Source organism: Geodermatophilus sp. SYSU D00779, assembly GCF_054050595.1.
On sequence record NZ_JBJGZQ010000015.1, the window covers coordinates 124,294 to 143,271 of the forward strand.

Sequence of the window (18,978 nt, forward strand, 5' to 3'; positions counted from 1 at the left end):
GAGCCGGCGGCGGGACCCTGCAGGGGCCGACGGCGAGGGCTAGTCGGGGGCGCAGGGCACCACGAGGGCACGGTGGTCCGACAGCGGCAGCCGCACCGCCTCGCCCGGGCCGCTCGCGGCGATGGGCCCGCGGGCCAGCACGTGGTCCAGCTGCCGGACCGGCTCGTCCACCGGGAAGGTCGGCGTCGTGGCCGGTGCGAGGGGCAGCAGCCCGCTGACCCGCACCGCCTGGCCGGCCTGCATGTTGAGGTCGCCCATGAGGACCAGCGGCTCACGGGTGCCGGTCAGCGAGCGGACCAGGCTCGACAGCTGCAGCGCGCCCCACCCCGGCACGAACGACAGGTGCGTGTTGCAGACGGTGAACTGGCCCGAGGGCCCCTCCAGGACGGCGGCGACGGCGACCCGCGGCTCGTCGCCGACCAGCTTCGGGCGCGGGGCGCCGCGGAACCAGACCGGCACCCGGCTGCGCAGTGCGGGCAGCCGCACCACCCGCCAGGACACCACCGGGTAGCGCGACAGCAGCGCGATGCCGTAGCTGGCCGACCCCGGCTGCTCGTCGCCGGTGGCCGCCATCCAGGTGCCGCCCGGGGTGCCCGAGAGGGCCGCGACGAACTGCGAGTCCACCGCCCCCATCGCCTCGGCGGCGACGGCGGTCAGGTCGGCGTTCATCGACCGCGGCTGGTCCCGGTCCACCTCCTGAAGCCCCAGGACGTCGGCGTCCAGGGTCTTCACCGCGGCGGCCAGGCGCTCGACGTCGACCCGGCCGTCGACCGGCGAGCGCCCGTGGAGGATGTTGAAGGTCGCGATCCGCACGAGGGCTCCTGTGCCCCGCGCGCCGCCGTCCACACCGCCGTGTTCCGGAGGGCGCACCCCGGGTAGCAGGCTGTACGTGCAACCCTCGGACCGCGACGAGATCCGTGACCTCCTCAAGCGCGTCGCCGTCGCGCTCAAACAGGGCGACGTCCCCTTCGCGCTGTGCGGCGGCTACGCCGCCTGGGTCCGCGGGGCGCCCGAACCCGACCACGACGCGGACTTCCTGGTACCGGCGGCGGAGGCCGAGCGAGCCGCCAAGGTGCTGGCCGAGGCGGGGCTGCAGGTCGTCGACCCGGCCGAGGACTGGCTGACCAAGGTCGTCCAGGGCAACTCGTTCGTCGACGTCCTGTGGCGCACCTGCGGCATCCCGGTGGAGCAGGACCTCATCGACCGGGCCGAGGACATGCCGGTGCTCTCGGTGCACATGCCGGTGCTGGAGGCCACCGACATCGTCGTCACCAAGCTCATGGCGCTCGACGAGCACTACTGCGATTACGGGCGGTTGCTGCCGGTGGCCCGGGCGCTGCGGGAGCAGGTCGACTGGGACCGGGTGCGCCGCGACGTGGCCGCCAACGACTTCGCCGCGGTGTTCCTCGTGCTGCTCGACCGGCTCGGCATCGTCGAGAAGCCGGTCAGCGGGGGCTGAGCACCGCCACGAGGGCGACGCCGGCCACGGCGACGACGACGGCGGTGACCGCCAGCGCCAGCCGCGGCACGGCCACCTCGGTCCCGAGGTCGAGCGCCCGGTCCACCGCCCGGGCCCGCACCGGTGCCAGGCCGCCCAGCACGCCGAGGCCCAGCAGCGCGACCCCGCCGGCCACGGCCAGCCGCACCGGTGCACCGTCGGTCACCGCCGCGCGGGCCAGCAGGCCGGCGAGCGCGAGCACGCCCAGGCCGGTGCGCTGCCAGGAGAGGACGGTGCGCTCCGGCTGGGTCTCCTGCTCGCTCGGTGTCATCGGTTCGCTCCCGCGGGGCGCTCCGCTCCTCGCTCGTCCCTCGCTGACCGGCTTCCCCCCTGTCCGCTCACGGGCGCAGCACCTCGACCCCGACCAGGACGGCCACGACGACGAGGACGGCGGCCACCGCGGTCACCAGTGCCGGCAGCACGCGCCCCGGCGGCAGGGGCCGGTCGGCGGCGATCGCCCGCTCGTTGCGCCGCCAGCGCGCGTACCCGCCCACCGCCGCGCCCAGCCCGGTCAGCACCAGCGCGACCGCCACCGCGGCGCTGCCCCACGGGACGCCGAGGTCGGGTGCGAACTCCGCGACCGCGACGCCGCCGGCGACCAGCGCCAGCCCGGTGCGCAGCCAGGCCAGCAGCGTGCGCTCGTTGGCCAGCGTGAACCGGTAGTCGGGGTGGTCGGCAGGCGGCACCGAGCCAGGCTAGGTCGGGCCCGGGAGGCGGGCGGCGCAATACCGGTGGGACGACGCCGCCCGGCGACTAACCTGGGATCAACGGCCGCCCGTGCCGCCCGTCCTCCCGGCCCGGTGCCGGGGCCGCCCGCGATCGACGACTGAGGGATCAACGTGCCCACCGGCAGAGTCAAGTGGTTCAACCCGGAGAAGGGGTTCGGCTTCCTCTCCCGTGAGGACGGCCCGGACGTCTTCGTGCACAAGGACGCCCTCCCGTCCGGCACCAGCGAGCTCAAGCCCGGTCAGCGGGTGGAGTTCGGCATCGTCGCCGGCCGCCGTGGCGACCAGGCGTTGCAGGTGCGGGTGCTCGACCCGCTGCCCTCGGTGACCGCGGCGCACGCCGAGCGGACCCGCAAGAAGCCCGACGAGCTGGTCCCGATCATCGAGGACCTCATCAAGCTGCTCGACGACGTCTCCAACGGCCTGCGCCGCGGCCGGCACCCCGACCGGCCGGTGGCCCGCAAGGTCGCCTCGGTGCTGCGCGCGGTCGCCACCGACCTGGAGCACTAGGCGTTCCTGCCAGGAGGCGTGGTCCCGGCGTTCCGCGGGGCTGACGGCCCGGGGCGGGCACGAGGGTCACGCTCGCGGAGGCGCTGACGCTCCGTGAGCCGTGGACCCCTCGTGCCTGCCGTCCGATCGGGCGTCGTCGACCCGCTGCCCCATCCGGACGAGGTACCGCCGTGCCGGTCGCCCGACGGAGGAACTGCGCTCGGCGGGCAGACGTGGCACCGGAGCCGTGCCACCGTGGCGGGCCACTCCCCGACACCAGGGCGGCTCCGGACCGGCGCGAGGCCGTAGGTCCCTCCGGGGTCCTACGGATGTGGGACGCCTGCATCGGGAGCCACGGTAGGGGGGTGGTCGGAGGCGTCGAGGACTGCTGCTCCCTCGTCGAACTGCATGCCACCCACCCTGGAGGCGACGGGCCGCGAGACGACGGGACTGTCCAGTCACCCGTCCCGAGTTCGCCGACCTGCTGCCCGGTGCGCTCCCGCACCGGGCATCCCCTGCCGCTCCGCACTGGAGACAGCGCCATGTCCACGCACCGACCCACCAGCTCTCGCCCCGGGGACGACGCGGCTCCCGGCAGCGCCACCGCACCCGCACGAGGACCCCGAGTACCGCAGGGGATGGACAGGACGACCGCACCGGTGGCGGCGGTCTGGATCCGCGCCGGGCTCATCGGGCTGCCCCTCTACGGGGTGCTGACCCTGTGGGCCGCCCGCGAGCCCCAGCCGAACCCCGACGAGGAGTACGAGGCGTGGGCGCGGTTCGTCACCGCGCCGGAGTACGTCCTCACGCACGTGCTGGGCAGCGGGCTCGGTCTCATCTTCGTGGTCTTCGGGACCTTCGCCCTGGGCGCCTATCTGCTCCGCACGCGCGCTGCGCGGCTCGCTCTCTGGGCGATGGCCGTCGCGGTGTTCGGCCAGTGCCTCTTCCTGTTCTTCACCGGCGTCTCCGCCTTCGGTCCTCCGCTGGAGGGCCAGGCGTACCTGGCCGGGATGGACCTCGACGAGCTCCCCACCAGCACCGCGGACGACGCGCAGGCGCTCGTCATGCTGGCCGCGATCCTCGCGAGCTTCGTCGGCAACGTGCTCCTCGGCATCGCCATGTGGCGCTCCGGCACGCTCAGCGTCTGGCCAGGCGCGCTGTGGATCCTGGCGGCGCTGCTCATGTACCCCTTCGGGATCATCCTCGGCGCCCTCACCACCAGGGCCACGCCCCCCACCGTCCTCGTCGGTGCAGGCCTCGTCACCATCAGCGGTGCGTGGGTGGTCTGGCGCGCGCGGAGGGAGCCGGCCGCGGCGGACGGACGCGCGAGCGCAGCGCAACACGCTCCGTGAGCCCGGCTCCCCCGGGTGGACCCCCAGGACGCTGTCCTCTGGTCCGAGCCGGTCGCGGTCGGAGGAGCCCGACGGGCGGTGCCCCCTCTCGGGCCGGGTGGCGGAGGAGGACCGCGCCCCTCGCGTCACCATGAGCGCCGAGGCGGACGTGGCCTCCACCGTGGGTGACGCTGCGTGGGGGGCACGCGACCGGGCGGACCTCGGCGCGGGCCCCTGGAGGGTGGCCGGGGTCAGCCCTGGGGAGCGGGCGTCGTCGGCTCCGTCGCCGTCCCGCCCCGGGTCCCGCCGGCGCGCAGGAACCCGATCGGCCAGGCGCCGCTGAAGCCGTCACACTCCTCGCCGGCGTCCTCGACGACGACGAGGTAGAAGGCCGGCGGGGCGACGTCGGAGCTGTTCACCTCGAACACGGCCGCGCCGGGGTCGACGGGCACCTCGCCGAGGAGTCCTTGGAGCCGGTCGTCGAACACCTGCACGCTCCAGCCGCGCTCGGCCACCGGACCGGGCACGGTGAGCCGGATGGTCGTGTCGGGGGAGACCTCGACGTACGGCGGGTCGGTGGCGTAGCGCTGCCCCTCGCCGTCCAGGCAGTACTGGGTCGGGGAGGCCTCGACGCGCTGCGGTCCGGCCTCGACGACGACGTCCTGCGGGCCCGACGGCTCGGAGCCGCAGCCGGCCAGCAGCAGGACGGCGGCCGGGAGCGCGACCCGTCTCACGACAGCCGCCCCAGCGGGTCGGTGAGGGCGTCCGCGGCGGGCACCGGCGCGGTCGGGGCCGGGGTGCGGCGGCGCGGACCCCAGAGCACCAGCCCGACGGCGAGCACGAGCAGGCCCGCGGCGACGGTGAAGCCCAGCCAGCCGGTCGGCGGGAGGGCGATGCCCAGTGCGCCGCCGACGACCCAGGACATCTGGAGCATCGTCTCCGAGCGGGCGAACGCCGAGGCCCGCAGGCTCTCGGGCACCTCGCGCTGGATGATCGCGTCGAGGGCGACCTTGCCCAGCGCGTTGGCGGCGGCGGCCACGCCGGCGACGACGGCGGCCATCGCGAGGCTGTAGAAGACCGCCGCGACGACGGTGATCGCCGCCGCGGTGCCCGCCGACCACAGCACCACCCGGTCCGGGTCGACCCGGTGCAGCCGGGAGCCGACGGCGGTGCCCAGCACGCTGCCCACGCCGGCCGCCCCGGCGACCGCGCCGAGCGCCAGCGTGCCCTGCCAGCCGCCCTCGACCGTGGCCTGCACGAGGAAGGCGGAGAAGATCGTCAGGAAGCCTCCGAGTCCGCGCAGCGCCGCGTTGGCCCGCAGCGCGACGACCACCCGTGGGCTGACCGGCCGCCGGCGCCGCCCCGTGGCCACCGGCTGGGGTGCGGTCGAGAGCACGTCGGCGGGCAGCTCACCGGTGGGGACGTCGACGTGCCGGGGCAGCCGCAGCGCGAGCACCGCACCGCACACGAACACCGCGGCGGTGGCCCACAGCAGCCAGGAGAAGTCCAGCGCCCAGGCCAGGCCGGCGCCGATGCCGCCGAAGACGCCGGCGGTGACCAGGCCGAACACCGACGTCCGGGCGTTGGCCGAGGTCAGGGACATCGCGCCGGGCAGCACCCGCGGGACCACCGCCGCGCGCAGCACGTTGTGCGCCTTCGACAGCACCAGCACGCCGAGCGCGGCGGGGTACAGCCAGAGGTCGTCGAAGTGGGCGGCCATGACCAGCGCCAGCGCGGCCCGGCCCAGCTGACTGACGGCCAGCGCCCAGCGGCGGCCGCGCTGCAGCCGGTCGAGCAGCGGCCCGATCACCGGGGCGACGACCGCGAACGGCGCCATCGTCACGAGCAGGTAGAGCGCCACGTTGCTGCGCTGCGCGTCGGTGGTGGCGGCGAAGAAGAGGGTGCCGGCCAGGGAGACGGCGATCATCGCGTCGCCGGCCATGTGCAGGGCGTTGACCCACAGCAGCTGCGCCAGCCCGCTCTCCGCGGCGCCGTCGGCCCGGCTGGCGGTCTGCACCCGGCGGACGGCGGCCCCGGTCAGCTCGCGGGTGCGCGCCGCCGCGACCCGGGTGACGGTCAGCTTCCGCGGCACCGGAGGCAGCGGCGGGGCGGCCGGGGGCAGCGCAGCCGTCGGCGGAGGAGCACCCGCGCCGTCCCCGGCCCACGGCCCGGGCACCTGGCCCGCGGTCGGGAGCGGTCTGGTGGCCGGCCTCGGCACCTCCAGCGGTGCCGTCTCCGCACCCGGGGCCGCAGGCGGCGACGGGCGCCGGCGCAGGGCGCGGCGGGCGCCGGGTGGGCGGGACGACGACACGCAGCCCATGGTGCCGCACCGACCTGGGAGGACGCGGACAGCGCCCCCGCGCACCTGGGCGGCTCCGGGCGTCAGGGACAATGGCGCCGTGGCCGAGTTCTCCGACCCCGCCGCCGCGGGGAGCGACGCGCTGAGCACCGCGGTCGAGCAGGCGCGGGCCGCTGCGGTCGACACCGCCGGGTCCCCCGAGCTGGTGGGCGAGCACCTCGGCGCCACCCGCGAGACGCCCTCCGCGGAACAGGGCGGCGCGGACCTCGGCGAGGTGGTCACCCACTCCTTCGCCAGTCGGCTGCCCGGCTACGTCGGCTGGTACTGGGCGGTGACCCTCGCGGCGGTGCCCGGCGAGGAGCACGTCACCGTCGACGAGGTCGTGCTGCTGCCCGGGGAGCAGGCGCTGCTCGCCCCGGCCTGGGTGCCGTGGCACGAGCGGCTGCGCCCCGGTGACCTCTCGGTCGGCGACGTGCTGCCCTCCACCGAGGACGACCCCCGGCTCGTCCCCAGCTACACGACCGACGACGACTCGGCCGACGACCCCGAGGGGTCCGTGGTGGCCTCCGAGATCGGCCTCGGTCGTGAGCGGGTCATGTCCAGGGAGGGGCGCGAGGAGGCGGTGGCCCGCTGGAACGCCGGGGAGTTCGGCCCGCGCTCGGCGATGGCCCGCCAGGCGCCCGGTCCGTGCGGCACCTGCGGGTTCTTCCTGCCGCTGGCCGGCTCGCTGCGGCAGAGCTTCGGTGCCTGCGGCAACGTCTACGCCCCGGCCGACGGCCGCGTGGTCGCCGTCGACTACGGCTGCGGCGCGCACAGCCAGGCGACGCTGGTCGCCGACGACGCCGCGGAGGTCGTGCGCTCGGCCCGCTACGACACCGGCTCGTTCGACGTGCTGTGACGGTGTGATCGGTCGGCCCACCGGCCGACACCGCGGCCGGGTGCCGTTCCCCTGCTGAGCTGAGCCCTGCCGGACGCGTCCCTCCTCGGGGACCCTCCGGGCCCCGCTCGTCGGTCGCAGCACCGCGGCCGGGTGCCGTCCCCCTGCTGAGCTGAACGGGTCTGGCGCACTCGTCGGGAGGCCTCCGGCCCCCGCTCCCTCGCACACGCCCACGCCGGTCCGGGGGAGTGAGGGGAGCTGTCTTCGGAAACCTCAGCCGCTGCTTCCAGGAGGAAGCAAGGGGAGAGTTCCGGTGAGGAGAGTCACCCCCTGCCCCCAGGTGTGGGCAGGGGGAGAGGTCTGGTGAGGAGCGGCTCCAGCGGCCAGGGACGGCGGCCGGGAACAGCGGGGTGTCAGTCGCGGCGGCCGATCTGGCCCTGGATGCGCATGACGCCCAGCCCGACGAACGCCAGCGCGATGCCGGCGACGCAGGTCCAGGTCCACACCCGGTCCACCCGGTCGCCGAGCAGCAGCAGCACGACGAGCGCCACCACCCACAGCGCCGTCCCGGCCAGCACCACCCGCACGGTGTCGACGTGCAGTGGGGGAGGGGCCTGCTTGGCCGGTCGGGGCACGGGTCGACCCTAGAACCCGCAGGCCCCACCGCGTGTCACCTGGTCGGAACACCCGTGTGGCACGCTGTCGCCGCTCATCGCAGTCCCCACCGGTCAGCCGGCGCGCTTCCCCCGCCGCCCGCTCGCCCGGCCGCGCGTCCGGAGAGTCGCCATGGCAGAGAAGTCCCGCCCGCCCTCGGGCAGCACCACGGACGGCGGCACGCCCGCCGACGTCGCCGGCGCGGCACAGCGCCCGCGCCGCAGCGAGGGCCCCCGCGTCCGGCCGAGCAACGGCCTGGACCGCTACTTCGGCATCAGCGCCCGCCGCTCGACGGTCACCCGCGAGGTGCGCGGCGGTCTCACGACCTTCTTCACGATGGCCTACATCGTGGTGCTCAACCCGATCATCCTGTCGGGGGCGGACATCACCGGGGCCACGCTGCCCTTCGCCTCGGTCGCCGCGGTCACCGCGCTGGTCGCCGGGGTCATGACGCTCCTCATGGGCATCGTCGGGCGGTACCCCTTCGCCGTGGCGACCGGGCTGGGCATCAACGCCATCGTCGCGGTCTTCGCGGCCACGCAGCTGTCCTGGCCCGAGATCATGGGCCTGGTCGTCCTCGAGGGCCTGCTCATCACCGCGCTGGTGCTCACCGGCTTCCGCCGGGCGGTCTTCGAGGCGATCCCGGCGCAGCTGAAGACGGCGATCGCCGTCGGCATCGGCTTCTTCCTCACGATCATCGGGCTGGCCGACGCCGGGGTCATCCGGCCGGGCAGCCCGCTGATCAGCTTCGGCGTCAACGGCCAGCTGGCCGGCTGGCCGCTGCTGGTCTTCGTCGTCGGGCTGCTGCTGACCAGCGTGCTCGTCGTCCGCCGGGTCAGGGGCGCGCTGCTCATCGGCATCGTGGTCTCGACCGTGCTGGCGATCGTCGTGGAGGCCGTGGCGGACGTCGGCCCGCGCGTCGGCGCCGACGGCAGCGAGGTCAACCCGCGCGGCTGGGCGCTGCAGGTGCCGACCCTGCCGGACGAGGTCGTCAGCGCCCCCGACCTGTCGATCGTGGGCAACGTCTCGCTGTTCGGCGGCTTCGAGCGGATCGGCGTGATCGCGGCACTGCTCATCATCTTCTCGATCATGATCGCCGACTTCTTCGACACCGTCGGCTCGGTGACCGCGGTCGGCGCCGAGGGCGACCTGCTCGACGAGGAGCGCAACCTGCCCAGGTCGCAGCCGGTGCTGCTGGTCGACTCGGTGGCCGCCGCGGCCGGCGGTGCGGCGAGCGTCTCGTCGAACACGACCTACGTCGAGAGCGCCGCCGGGGTCGCCGACGGCGCACGGACGGGCCTGGCCAGCGTGGCCACCGGCGTCCTGTTCCTGCTGGCGATGTTCTTCAGCCCGCTGGTGGAGATCGTGCCGTCGGAGGCCGCGGCGCCGGTGCTGGTGATCGTGGGCGCGCTGATGGTCAACCAGATCCGCCACCTGGAGTGGGGGGACATGACGGTGGTGATCCCGGCCTTCCTCACCATCGCGCTCATGCCGTTCACGTACTCGATCACCAACGGCATCGGCGCCGGCGTCGTCAGCTACGTGCTGCTGCACGTCGCGGCCGGGCGCAGGCGCGAGATCCACCTGCTCATGTGGCTGATCAGCGTGCTGTTCTTGGTCTACTTCGCCCTGGAGCCGCTGCAGCAGCTGTTCTGAGCCGGCTGTGGTCCGCGGTTAGGCTGAGGACCGTGAGCCCGACGACGCCGGACACCGCGGCGCTGGCTCACGACCTGCGGCCGGCGGTCATGCGGTTCCCCCTCACCGTCGAGGCCCGCGCCCGGGAGGGCTGGCCGACCGACACGCTCGAGCAGCTCACCGCCCAGGAGCGGACGGTGCCGTGCGAGGCCGCGGTCACCACGGACGAGCTGGCGAGTGGGTGAGCAGGGGAACTGGGGACACAGGGGCGTTCCGGTCGCTGCGCGTACGCAACTACCGGCTGTATGCCGCGTCCAACCTGGTCAGCCTCACCGGCACCTGGATGCAGCGCATCGGTCAGGACTGGCTGGTCCTGCAGCTCTCCGGTGACAACGGCGTCGCCCTCGGGCTGATCACCGCGCTGCAGTTCGGTCCCACGCTGCTGCTGGGGCTGTACGGAGGGGTGCTCGCCGACCGCTACCCCAAGCGCCGCATGCTCGTGGCCACCCAGACGCTGATGGGTCTGCTCGCCCTCCTGCTCGGGCTGCTGGTGGCCACCGACGGCATCGCGCTGTGGCACGTCTTCGTCCTCGCCGGCGCCCTCGGCTCGGTCTCCGCCGTCGACGCACCGGTGCGGCAGGCCTTCGTCGCGGAGCTGGTCGGCCCGGAGCTGCTGCCCAACGCGGTCAGCCTCAACTCGACGATCTTCAACGGCGCCCGGCTGGTCGGCCCCGCGGTCGCCGGGCTGCTCATCGGCGCGGCCTCGGGAGACACCGCGCCGGCCTTCTTCACCAACGCGGCCAGCTTCGCGTTCACCATCGGCGCGCTCCTGTCCATGCGGCCGGGCGAGCTGCACTCCAGCCCACCGGTCGCGCGGGCCCGGGGCCAGCTGCGCGAGGGGCTGGCCTACGCGTGGTCGCGGCCGGACCTGAGGCTGGCCCTGGGGCTGGCGCTCGTGCTGGGCACCTTCACCTTCAACTCCCAGGTCACCATCGCGCTGATGGCCCGCGAGGTCTTCGGCGTCGGCGCCGAGGCGTTCGGGTTGCTCACCACCTGCTTCGCGGCCGGATCGCTGTCCGGGGCGCTGCTGTCGACCCGGCGCACCACCCGGCCGAGGCAGCGGTTCCTCGTGCTCGCGGCCACGGGTTTCGGGGTGGCGTCGATCGTCTGCGGCCTCATGCCGACGTACTGGTCGTTCGCCGCCCTGCTCGTGCCGACCGGCGCGGCGGGCCTGGTGTTCAGCGTGGCCAACAACAGCTTCGTGCAGCTGGGCGTCGACCCGCAGCTGCGCGGCCGGGTGATGGCGCTGTACTTCACCTGCTTCATGGGTGGGACGCCGATCGGCTCGCCGCTGATCGGCTGGGTGGCCGAGCGGTGGGGGGCGCCCTGGGGGTTCGTCCTCGGTGGCGCGGTCGCGGTCGCCGCGGGCGGGATCGCCGCGGCGTGGCTGGCCCGTGGCAGACGGGTCCGGCTGGAGGCGCGCGTCGTCCCACCGCGGCTGCAGCTGCACGTCTCCCCGCGGGCGGTCCCGCCGGCGACCGTCCGGGCCGCGGCGGAGGCGGCATCGGCGGAGGCGCCGGGCACGCAGGCGAGCTGACCCCCGCCGGACCGTCGTACCGTGACGACCACCACTCTCGAGTCGTCCGTGGAGGCGGCATGGGGACCTCGTTGCTGCACCTGGGCGCCATCGTCGCCGGCGTGGTGGCCTCGGTCGCCCTGGCCGGCTGGGTGGCCCGCCTGGTCTTCGGGTCGGCGCGCCTGCCGGCGCCGCTGCGCCGCAGACGCGAGCCGATGGCGCCGACCGGCCGCCCCCTCGAGCTGGTGGCCGCCGACCTGCGCCGGCTCGGCACCCAGCTCGCCCGCGTGCCGGCCGGGGCACCGATGGCCCGCCGCCGCGGGCTGCAGGCGGCCTACGACGACGTCCTCGTCGAGGCGGCCCGGCTGCTGGAGGTGCCGCACGCGCTGGACGCCGTCCCGCCGGGACGGCCCCGCGACGTCGAGCGGCTGCGCCTGCAGGCGGCGCTGGGCGACGCCGGCCTGGCGGTGCCCGACTGACCGCGCCCCGGCCGCGGCGGCTGTTCTTCGCGGTGACCCCGCCGGCCGGCGCGTTGACCGACCTCGACCGTGCGCTGACGCCGCTGCGCGAGGCGCCCGGTGCACCCCGTTGGACGCCGCCCGAGCGCTGGCACCTGACGCTGCTCTTCCTCGGCGCGGTCCCGCCCGAGCAGGTCGAGGAGCTGGTCGCCGCCGCCGGCCCCACCGTGGCAGCCACCCCGCCGATGAGCCTGCGCCTCGCCGGCGCCGGACGGTTCGGCACGCGGCGTCGTCCGCAGGTGTTCTGGGCCGGCGTCACGGGGGACGACGCGGCGCTGCGCGTCCTCGCCGCCCGGCTGGCCGACGTCGCCCGCCGGCTCGGCCTGCCCGTCGAGGACCGGCCCTTCCGCGCCCACCTCACCCTCGGCCGCTGGCGGCCCGGCCGGCCGGGGGACGGCGACCTGCCCGAGCGGCTGGCCGGCCACCGCGGCCCCGGCTGGCCGGTGACCGAGGTGGAGCTGCTGGAGAGCCACCTCGGACCCGTGCCGCGCTACGACCGGGTCGCCGCCTGGCCGGTCGGCCGCTGAGGGGTGGTCCTCCTTCAGACGACCGGGCCGGGCACCGGGGTCGTGGCCGCGGGGTCGGGCGCCTCGCCGGGCTCGAGCAGCTCGGGCTCCTCGGCGTCCTCCGGCTCCTCGACCTCGGGCTCCTCCTCGTGCGGCGCCTCGTCCTCGGGCAGCTCGTCGACCTCGCCGTCCGCAGGCTCCTCCTCCGCTGGGCTCTCGAAGGCCCGCGGGTCGATGGCGTCGGCCCAGAGCAGGAAAGAGCCCATGGCGTAGCCCGGCCCGGGGTCGAAGCCGGGGTTCGCGGTGAAGTAGGAGTTGGTGTCGCAGGCCATCAGGCCGAGGACCACCTCGGCGACGATCGTGCCGCCGACCGGGCCCAGCCGGTGCCCGCCGAGCAGCTCGGCCTCCTTGAGCACGTAGAACCACAGGGGCGCCTTCCCCTTCCAGCCGGGGTCGGTCAGGCCCAGCTGCTGGTTGGTGAGCGGCTCGAGGCCCATGGCGGTGGCGACGTCCTGGCCGGCGGGCAGGCCGAGCCGCTTGCCGCGCAGCAGGTTGCGCTCGGCCAGCGAGGTGATCGCGCCGGCGGTGGGGGCCACGACGGTCGGGGGCAGCGTCGACAGCGGCAGCGACAGCTGGGTGTCGATCAACCGGGCCATGTTGCGGTCGTCCGGCGTGCTCATGCCGGGGATCTCGAAGAAGTAGTTCCAGTCGATCCAGAGGTCCTCGGGGACCGGGCGGTTGCCGCGCAGGTCCTGGTGGCCCTCGTTGGCGAAGATCGGCACGGTGTGCTGGTCGTGCACCTCGTACTCGGCGCGGATCATGCTGTGCCCGAAGCGGTAGGCCGCGCCGGAGTACTCGACCGGCATGTAGGGCCGTCGCGGGTTGCGCGGCTTGTAGAACCGGCCCAGGAACTCGATCGGGCCGCTGCGACGGCGGCGCACCAGCCGGTCGACGACCTCTCGCCCGACGATGCGCGGCAGGTAGTCGTTCACGATCAGCCACTGGTAGTGCCAGCGCACCTGCTGCTGGGCCTGCTCGAAGCTCCGGCCCTGGTCGCGCAGCCGGTTGTGCAGTCGCAGGAAGACGGCGTGCAGCTGGGCGACGATCAGGTTCTCGTCGTTGCGCGGGTCGCCGAGGTAGGCCGCGCCGACGTCGTCGCGGGGCAGGTCGCGCACCCCGTCGTGGTCGTTGCACAGCAGGTAGCCCGGCCGCGCCGGGTCGTAGAGCTCGGGACTGCCGGCCGGGCCCTTGCCGTAGACGCTGGCCAGGTCGAACCGGGGTGTGTCGTAGTTGGTCATGCCCCGCGGGTCCTGCTGCTGCTGGGTGAGCGGGGTCTTGTCCAGCGTCATGTCGTGGTCGATGAACTGGCCGAGGTAGATGTAGCCGGCCGGCATGCCCGGGTTGTCGAAGGCGACGTCGGAGTCCTTGACGTCGGACAGCGGTGCCTTGCCGTCGGTCATCGAGACCGCCAGCGCGGTCAGCAGCGCGTCCGGCGGCGAGAAGGCCGGCAGCTTCTTGAACATCACGCCGAAGCGGGCCTCCTTGTCCCGCCCGGCGCGCACCGCGATGTCGCTGCCGCGCGGGTTGCCGACGGCGTGCGCGCCGCGCGTGGCCCGCGGGCGGCGGGCCGGCGGCCGCGGCGGCGAGGTCGGCGTCCGGCCCGGCGCGGCGTGCGCCGTCCCGCCCATGACCGGCAGTGCGGCCAGGCCCGCCAGCCCGGCCAGCACGGTGCGCCGCGAGACCCCGCGGCGCGTCGTCCCGGCACCCACCCCGCTGAACGGGCACACCCCGGCCGTCTCGTCCCCGTACCCGTGCACGTGCACCCGCCCCCCGGCGTCGCAGAGCCCGCCCCCGCGGCCCGCTCTCGATGGATCCGAGGCTCCGGGGGAGGAGGAGGTGCCGGGCACACGCGGCAGAGGGGGACGCCGCCCCCCAGTCCTGGGGGTGCGGAGGACGGCGCGTCGCGCTTCGTGAAGTTGTGGTCACGGTGCGACGCCACGGACGTCGGGATGTCACTCCGTGCACTCCGTCGGCGCCGCCTGGTGATCGGAGGGGATCTCGTCCAGCCGGGCCCGCCGGGCCTCGGCGGGCCGCCCGTGGAGGGCCCGCAGCGACCCCCCGAACCGCTCCGTCGTGCGCGGCCCCACGACCGGGCGGTCACCGCCGGCCGGTGCGGTGGCCAGGCCGCGCCCCGGGTGCGTGCACGCCACGGGCTCCCGCCCTGGCAGGCTCCGGGGCGTGCCGCAGACCGATGGGATCCCGTCCGCCTTCGACGCCGCCACGGCGGTGCGCCGCGCCGAGGGCGGGGGGCTGGTGGCCGACCTCGACCCCTGCTGGGACGTCGGCGGCGGCGTCCTGAACGGCGGCTACCTGCTGGCGGTCGCGGCCCGTGCCGCGGTCCTGGACAGCCCGCACCCGCACCCGGTCGCGCTGTCGGCCAGCTACCTGCGGGCCACCGCCGCCGGGCCGGCCCACCTCGCCGTCACGCCCGGCCCGGCCGGGCGCACGCTGGCGCACTCCACGGTGCTGCTCACCGGCGAGGCCGGCCCGTCGATCGCCGCGCAGGTGACGACGGCGACGCTCGGCAGCGAGCCGGCCGAGTACACCGTCAACGCCGCGCCGGAGGTGCCCGACCCCGAGGACTGCGTCCTCACCCGGACCACCGGTGCCGGGCCGACGGTCGGCCTGGTCCGGCAGATCGACACCCGGCTCGACCCCGCGACGGCGGGCTGGACCGTCGGCCGGTTCTCCGACCAGCGGGTGCTGCGCTCCTGGATCCGGCTGGCCGACGGCCGCGACCCCGACCCGCTGGCGCTGCTGCTGTTCGCCGACGCCCTGCCGCCCACCGCCTTCGCCGTCGGCCGGACGGGCTGGGCGCCCACCGTGCAGCTGCAGGTGCTCGTCCGCGCGCTGCCGGCGCCGGGCTGGTGCCTGGTCGAGTCGCGCTCCACCGAGGTGGCGGGCGGCTGGTCGGACGAGGAGTGCCGTATCTGGGACGCCACCGGCCGGCTGGTCGCCCAGGCCCGCCAGCTGGCCCGGGTGGCTCGCTAGCCGCCACTCTCCGCGATCACGGCGCCGGGACCACCGCGGGGGCCTGGGGGTGGTCAGGGCGCCATGGTCGCGAGTGTCACGCCGTGAGCAGGGTGCTGCCCAGCTCGGTGCCGAGGAGGTGCCCGGAGGTCCAGGCGCTCTCCACCCGGGACGGGGCCGACCACCCGTCACCGCAGACACCGATGCCGTCGGCCAGCCCGAAGGGCTCCGGGCGCGGCTCGGCCGGGCGCGCGTACGTCCAGCGCTGCACCGCCGTCCAGGCCGGCGGGACGTCGATGCCCAGCGCCCGGCCGACCGCGGCGGTGACCGGGCCGGCGGCGGCGTCCGGGTCCTCGAGGTGTGCGGCCGCCAGTTCGGCGGTGGTGTGGGCGACCAGCACCGGGGCGCCGTCCCCGCGCCGGTCGCCGTCGTCGGCCACCCAGGTGACCGCCGGGTCGTCGTGGACGAACGCACCGTGCAGGTCGGCCGGCCAGCGCCGCTCGGACCACCCGAGGACGACGGCCAGCGACGGCTCCCACGGCCGGTCGTCCAGCAGCCGCCCGGCCGCGACGGCGCCGAGCAGGCGGCGGGCCTGCGGGTCGGGCATGGCCAGGACGACGGCCGGCACGTCCTCGCCGTCCACCCGCGGGCCGGGGCCGACGGTGGCGACCGTGTGCCCGCTCTCGACGTCCAGCCCGGTGGCCAGGTCGGCGACCAGCGAGCGCAGCCCGGCGGGCGCGGCGTACCGGACCGGACCGGTGGTGGTGGACCGCAACCCGTCGGGCCCGGCGACGGCGAAGGTGTCGGTCCACGGGCGGGCCAGGCCGCGCGCGACCCAGTCGTCGACCACCGCGGCGAACGGCGAGCCCTCGTGCGCGGTCAGGTACGAGGCGCCGAGGTCGACGGTCCGCTGGGACATCGTCCGCGAGGCCATGCGCCCGCCCGGCCGGCGACCGCGGTCGAGCACGCGGACGGGCGTCCCCGCCGCGGCCAGGGCGCGGGCGCAGGCGATCCCGGCGATGCCGGCGCCGACGACGGTCACGGGAGCAGGGGGCACGCCGACGATCCTGCGGGGCGGACGGCGCGACCGCCCGCCGAGCGCGGGTTGGGAGGATCGACGCCGTGCCGCCGAGCCCCACGACGATCACCGACCCGGACGACCCCCGGGTGGCCGACTTCCGCGACCTCAAGGCCGGGGACCGCCGGCCGGGCACCGAGCGCGGCACCGGCCCGGTCATCGTGGAGGGCGTCCCGGCGGTGCAGCGGCTGCTGGCCTCGCCCTACCGGGTGCGCGCCGTGCTGGGCGTGCCCGGGCGGGTGGCGGCGCTCGACCTGCCCGAGGGGGTCGCGGCCTACGAGGCGGACAAGTGGGTGCTCTCGGAGGTCATCGGCTTCCGGCTGACCCGCGGTGTGCTCGCCTCGGCCGACCGTCGTCCCCCGGCCGACCTCGACGCGCTGCTGGCCGGGCCGGACCCGGCCGCGCCCCGCCGGCTGGCCGTGCTGGAGGCGCTCAACGACGCGGAGAACCTGGGTTCGATCGCCCGCTCCGCGGTGGCCCTCGGCGTCGACGGCCTGCTGCTGGACCCGCGCTGCGCCGACCCGCTCTACCGCCGGTCGGTGCGGGTCTCGATGGGCCACGTGCTGGCGCTGCCGTTCGCCGTCCTGCCCGACTGGCCCGGCGGGCTGGACCGGCTGCACGAGGCGGGCTACCTGACCGTGGCGCTCACCCCGGCCGACGACGCGGTCGACCTGGCGGCGGTGGACCCGCGGATGCACCCGCGCACGGCGGTGCTGCTCGGGGCGGAGGGACCGGGGCTGACCCCGGAGGCGCAGCGGGCCGCGCGGGTGCGGGCGCGCATCCCCATGCGGGCCGGCGTCGACTCCCTGGGCGTCGCCGCCGCGGCCGCGGTGGCGTTCGCGACGCTGCGCTGAGGAAGGCCCCCGTCCTCCTCGAGAAGGACCCCGCTCTCCTCACCCCTCGCAGGCTCGGGGCGAGCCTCTGAGCGGGGCCGTCCGAGCTCGCGGCGAGCCTGTGGACGGGGCCACGGCCCGACCCTGCAGGAGGGCAGCAGCCTCAGCCGCGCAGCGAGAAGCGGGCCAGGTGCGCCCGGGCCTCCTCGGCGCGGGCGGGATTGCACATGACGTCGTAGCGGCCGGCGACCACGGTGCTGGTGCTGGTGAAGTCGCGCTGTCCCCGGCTGGCGGAGTAACCGATCGCGGCGAACAGCATGCCGAAGAGCAGACCGATGAGCAGGCCGGTCAGGAGCGAGCCGATCCAGGCGGAGCCGTCCACGGCGAAGATGCCGAGGAGCAGGCCGACGAACAGACCCCACCAGGCGCCACCGGCTGCGCCCGCGGCGAGCACCCGGCCCCAGGTGAGCCGGCCGGTGACCCGCTCGACCTGGCGCAGATCCGAGCCGATGATCGTGACGTTCTCGACGGGGAACTTCTGGTCGGAGAGGTAGTCGACGGCGGCCTGGGCCTGCTCGTAGGAGTCGAAGGAACCGACCTGTACGCCGCCGAGGGGCATGGACACCGAGGCTGACATGTGTCCCGTGGTACCCGGCAGTTCCGCGCGGACACCTCCCCCGGAGTGGCCGGCGTCACTCGTCGCCGACCCCACCTGCACGGGTAGGCGCAGGTCAGCGGTGCCGGCGGACCCCGAAGACGATGTCCTCCCACGCCGGGATGCGGGCCCGCGGGTCCTCGTCGTCGTCCCCGTCACTCCCCGGGCGGCCCAGGACCACGGTGTCGTGCTCGCTGATGTCGTCCTCGTCGGCGGGCGCATCGGTGCGGTGGGCGCCGGCGGGGGAGCCGTCGGCAGGCAGCACCCGTCGCACGTCGTCGTCCGGGGCCGGGTCGCCGTCCTCGTCGCGGGCGAGCCGGGAGGAAGCGGGGGCGGCGACGCCGTCGTCGTCGGGGACGACGACGACCGGCCGGGGGCGCACCGGCGACGGTCGCTCGGTCGGCACGTGCGGGACGACGCGCACCAGGCGGGTGCCCTCGGCGAAGTCGGTGGTGGCGGCGTCGACCGGGGCGACGGTGCGGGCCGGGATGTCGTAGGCCCACCGGGTGACGCCGGACTTGGCGCCGGCCTGCCAGGCCGCGGTGACCTGCCAGACGCCGTCGCCGGCGCGGTGGGCGTCCCAGCGGACGGCGTCGAGGTCGGCGCCGAGCAGTCGCAGCCGCTCGGACATGAACTGCTGCAGCGGGACCGACGGCGCGCCCTCGGACAGCCGCACCCGGGCCTCGCGGGCCCGCTCGGCCACCCGCTCGCGCTCCTGCAGCACCGGGTGGGCGAAGCGCATGATCCGCTCGACCCGGATCCCGGAGGCCTGCGCCACCTGCTCGGGGGTCTCCCCGGCGCGGATGCGGGCCTGGATGACCCGCGGCGGCAGCGTCGCGCCGATCTCCACGTCGATCTGGCCGAGCCGGCGCGCGTCCCCGCGGGCGGCGGCACGGACCCGCTCGTCGATCGGCAGCTCGAACCGCTCGCCCTCCTCGCCGGGTTCGGCGCCGTCGAGGGCGAGCACGAGGCTCGTGCCGTCGTCGGAGAGCGCCACCAGCCGCAGCTGACGCATGGGCGGCCTCCTGGGTGCGGTGCTCGGGGTCGGGACGGCGGGCGGACCGGCCCCGGGATGGGGGAGTCCGCTTGGGAGGCTATCCGCGCACGCGGGAGCGTGTCGGCAGGCTCGCCCGGCGTGGCGCGGCCCCGGGGGGGGGGGGGGGGGGGGGGGGGGGGGGGGGGGGGGGGGGGGGGGGGGGGGGGGGGGGGGGGGGGGGGGGGGGGGGGGGGGGGGGGGGGGGGGGGGGGGGGGGGGGGGGGGGGGGGGGGGGGGG

At 76.0% G+C, this 18,978-nt stretch carries 21 protein-coding genes; 11 read left to right on the top strand and 10 right to left on the bottom strand.

The features are described from left to right. Positions 1–39: 39 nt before the first annotated feature. Positions 40–813 carry an endonuclease/exonuclease/phosphatase family protein gene (locus ACI79G_RS14060; RefSeq protein ID WP_456881738.1) on the bottom strand — a complete coding sequence of 258 codons (774 nt, stop codon included), beginning with the start codon at positions 811–813 and terminating at the stop codon, positions 40–42. Positions 814–889: 76 nt separating this feature from the next. On the opposite strand from ACI79G_RS14060, the gene ACI79G_RS14065 reads away from it, so the two are divergent. Further along, complete coding sequence (locus ACI79G_RS14065; RefSeq protein ID WP_456881739.1) at positions 890–1,459, top strand: nucleotidyltransferase family protein; 570 nt, start codon at positions 890–892, stop codon at positions 1,457–1,459. On the opposite strand, the gene ACI79G_RS14070 is transcribed toward ACI79G_RS14065, so the two are convergent. Then, entirely contained in the window at positions 1,446–1,769 is a 324-nt protein-coding gene (locus ACI79G_RS14070; protein WP_456881740.1) for a DUF202 domain-containing protein, read from the bottom strand. The two genes, ACI79G_RS14065 and ACI79G_RS14070, sit on opposite strands and share 14 nt — an antisense overlap. A gap of 67 nt (positions 1,770–1,836) precedes the next feature. Then, positions 1,837–2,184: a YidH family protein gene (locus ACI79G_RS14075; RefSeq protein WP_456881741.1), complete on the bottom strand. Its 348-nt coding sequence runs from the start codon at positions 2,182–2,184 to the stop codon at positions 1,837–1,839. Positions 2,185–2,337: 153 nt separating this feature from the next. Here ACI79G_RS14075 and ACI79G_RS14080 point away from each other — a divergent pair, with 153 nt between their 5' ends. Together ACI79G_RS14080 and ACI79G_RS14085 are read left to right on the top strand one after the other, a co-directional pair. After that, positions 2,338–2,733, top strand: a complete 396-nt coding sequence (locus ACI79G_RS14080; protein ID WP_456881742.1) for a cold-shock protein — start codon at positions 2,338–2,340, stop codon at positions 2,731–2,733. Positions 2,734–3,350: 617 nt separating this feature from the next. After that, positions 3,351–4,064 carry a hypothetical protein gene (locus tag ACI79G_RS14085; protein WP_456881743.1) on the top strand — a complete coding sequence of 238 codons (714 nt, stop codon included), beginning with the start codon at positions 3,351–3,353 and terminating at the stop codon, positions 4,062–4,064. Between the two features lie 230 nt (positions 4,065–4,294). On the opposite strand, the gene ACI79G_RS14090 is transcribed toward ACI79G_RS14085, so the two are convergent. Both ACI79G_RS14090 and ACI79G_RS14095 read right to left on the bottom strand, forming a co-directional pair. After that, entirely contained in the window at positions 4,295–4,777 is a 483-nt protein-coding gene (locus ACI79G_RS14090) for a DUF2771 family protein (protein ID WP_456881744.1), read from the bottom strand. Then, on the bottom strand, positions 4,774–6,135 hold the full coding sequence (locus ACI79G_RS14095; RefSeq protein ID WP_456881745.1) for an MFS transporter: 1,362 nt from the start codon (positions 6,133–6,135) through the stop codon (positions 4,774–4,776). The genes ACI79G_RS14090 and ACI79G_RS14095 overlap by 4 nt, the downstream gene beginning before the upstream one ends. Before the next feature lie 307 nt (positions 6,136–6,442). Between ACI79G_RS14095 and ACI79G_RS14100 the strand changes: the two genes are divergently transcribed. Continuing rightward, positions 6,443–7,240, top strand: a complete 798-nt coding sequence (locus tag ACI79G_RS14100; protein WP_456881746.1) for a DUF3027 domain-containing protein — start codon at positions 6,443–6,445, stop codon at positions 7,238–7,240. 392 nt (positions 7,241–7,632) lie between these two features. On the opposite strand, the gene ACI79G_RS14105 is transcribed toward ACI79G_RS14100, so the two are convergent. Then, entirely contained in the window at positions 7,633–7,854 is a 222-nt protein-coding gene (locus tag ACI79G_RS14105; RefSeq protein WP_456881747.1) for a DUF2530 domain-containing protein, read from the bottom strand. A 151-nt stretch (positions 7,855–8,005) separates the two neighbouring features. On the opposite strand from ACI79G_RS14105, the gene ACI79G_RS14110 reads away from it, so the two are divergent. From ACI79G_RS14110 to thpR, 5 genes are read left to right on the top strand one after another with little or no spacing between them, the layout of a single operon-like run. Next, a complete protein-coding gene (locus ACI79G_RS14110) occupies positions 8,006–9,529 on the top strand; it encodes an NCS2 family permease (protein WP_456881748.1) in 1,524 nt (507 codons plus the stop codon). Positions 9,530–9,561: 32 nt separating this feature from the next. After that, positions 9,562–9,753, top strand: a complete 192-nt coding sequence (locus ACI79G_RS14115; RefSeq protein WP_456881749.1) for a hypothetical protein — start codon at positions 9,562–9,564, stop codon at positions 9,751–9,753. Then, positions 9,750–11,105, top strand: a complete 1,356-nt coding sequence (locus ACI79G_RS14120; protein WP_456881750.1) for an MFS transporter — start codon at positions 9,750–9,752, stop codon at positions 11,103–11,105. Before ACI79G_RS14115 ends, ACI79G_RS14120 begins: the two co-directional genes overlap by 4 nt. Before the next feature lie 59 nt (positions 11,106–11,164). Beyond that, the gene (locus tag ACI79G_RS14125; protein WP_456881751.1) at positions 11,165–11,563 is read left to right on the top strand and encodes a hypothetical protein; all 399 of its coding nucleotides are present in this window, start codon (positions 11,165–11,167) and stop codon (positions 11,561–11,563) included. 20 nt (positions 11,564–11,583) lie between these two features. Next, positions 11,584–12,129, top strand: coding sequence for an RNA 2',3'-cyclic phosphodiesterase (gene thpR / locus ACI79G_RS14130; RefSeq protein ID WP_456881758.1), 546 nt, complete (start codon positions 11,584–11,586; stop codon positions 12,127–12,129). A 14-nt stretch (positions 12,130–12,143) separates the two neighbouring features. Here the strand turns inward: thpR and ACI79G_RS14135 are convergent, their stop codons facing one another. Further along, the gene (locus ACI79G_RS14135; protein ID WP_456881752.1) at positions 12,144–13,925 is read right to left on the bottom strand and encodes a peroxidase family protein; all 1,782 of its coding nucleotides are present in this window, start codon (positions 13,923–13,925) and stop codon (positions 12,144–12,146) included. A gap of 421 nt (positions 13,926–14,346) precedes the next feature. Between ACI79G_RS14135 and ACI79G_RS14140 the strand changes: the two genes are divergently transcribed. Continuing rightward, positions 14,347–15,159, top strand: a complete 813-nt coding sequence (locus ACI79G_RS14140; RefSeq protein ID WP_456881753.1) for a thioesterase family protein — start codon at positions 14,347–14,349, stop codon at positions 15,157–15,159. A 76-nt stretch (positions 15,160–15,235) separates the two neighbouring features. On the opposite strand, the gene ACI79G_RS14145 is transcribed toward ACI79G_RS14140, so the two are convergent. Beyond that, on the bottom strand, positions 15,236–16,195 hold the full coding sequence (locus ACI79G_RS14145; protein WP_456881754.1) for an NAD(P)/FAD-dependent oxidoreductase: 960 nt from the start codon (positions 16,193–16,195) through the stop codon (positions 15,236–15,238). 65 nt (positions 16,196–16,260) lie between these two features. Between ACI79G_RS14145 and ACI79G_RS14150 the strand changes: the two genes are divergently transcribed. Next, positions 16,261–17,070, top strand: coding sequence for a TrmH family RNA methyltransferase (locus ACI79G_RS14150; protein ID WP_456881755.1), 810 nt, complete (start codon positions 16,261–16,263; stop codon positions 17,068–17,070). 142 nt (positions 17,071–17,212) lie between these two features. On the opposite strand, the gene ACI79G_RS14155 is transcribed toward ACI79G_RS14150, so the two are convergent. Together ACI79G_RS14155 and sepH are read right to left on the bottom strand one after the other, a co-directional pair. Beyond that, positions 17,213–17,686, bottom strand: coding sequence for a general stress protein (locus ACI79G_RS14155; protein WP_456881756.1), 474 nt, complete (start codon positions 17,684–17,686; stop codon positions 17,213–17,215). Between the two features lie 94 nt (positions 17,687–17,780). Further along, positions 17,781–18,719, bottom strand: a complete 939-nt coding sequence (gene sepH / locus ACI79G_RS14160) for a septation protein SepH (RefSeq protein WP_456881757.1) — start codon at positions 18,717–18,719, stop codon at positions 17,781–17,783. Between the last annotated feature and the right edge of the window lie 259 nt (positions 18,720–18,978).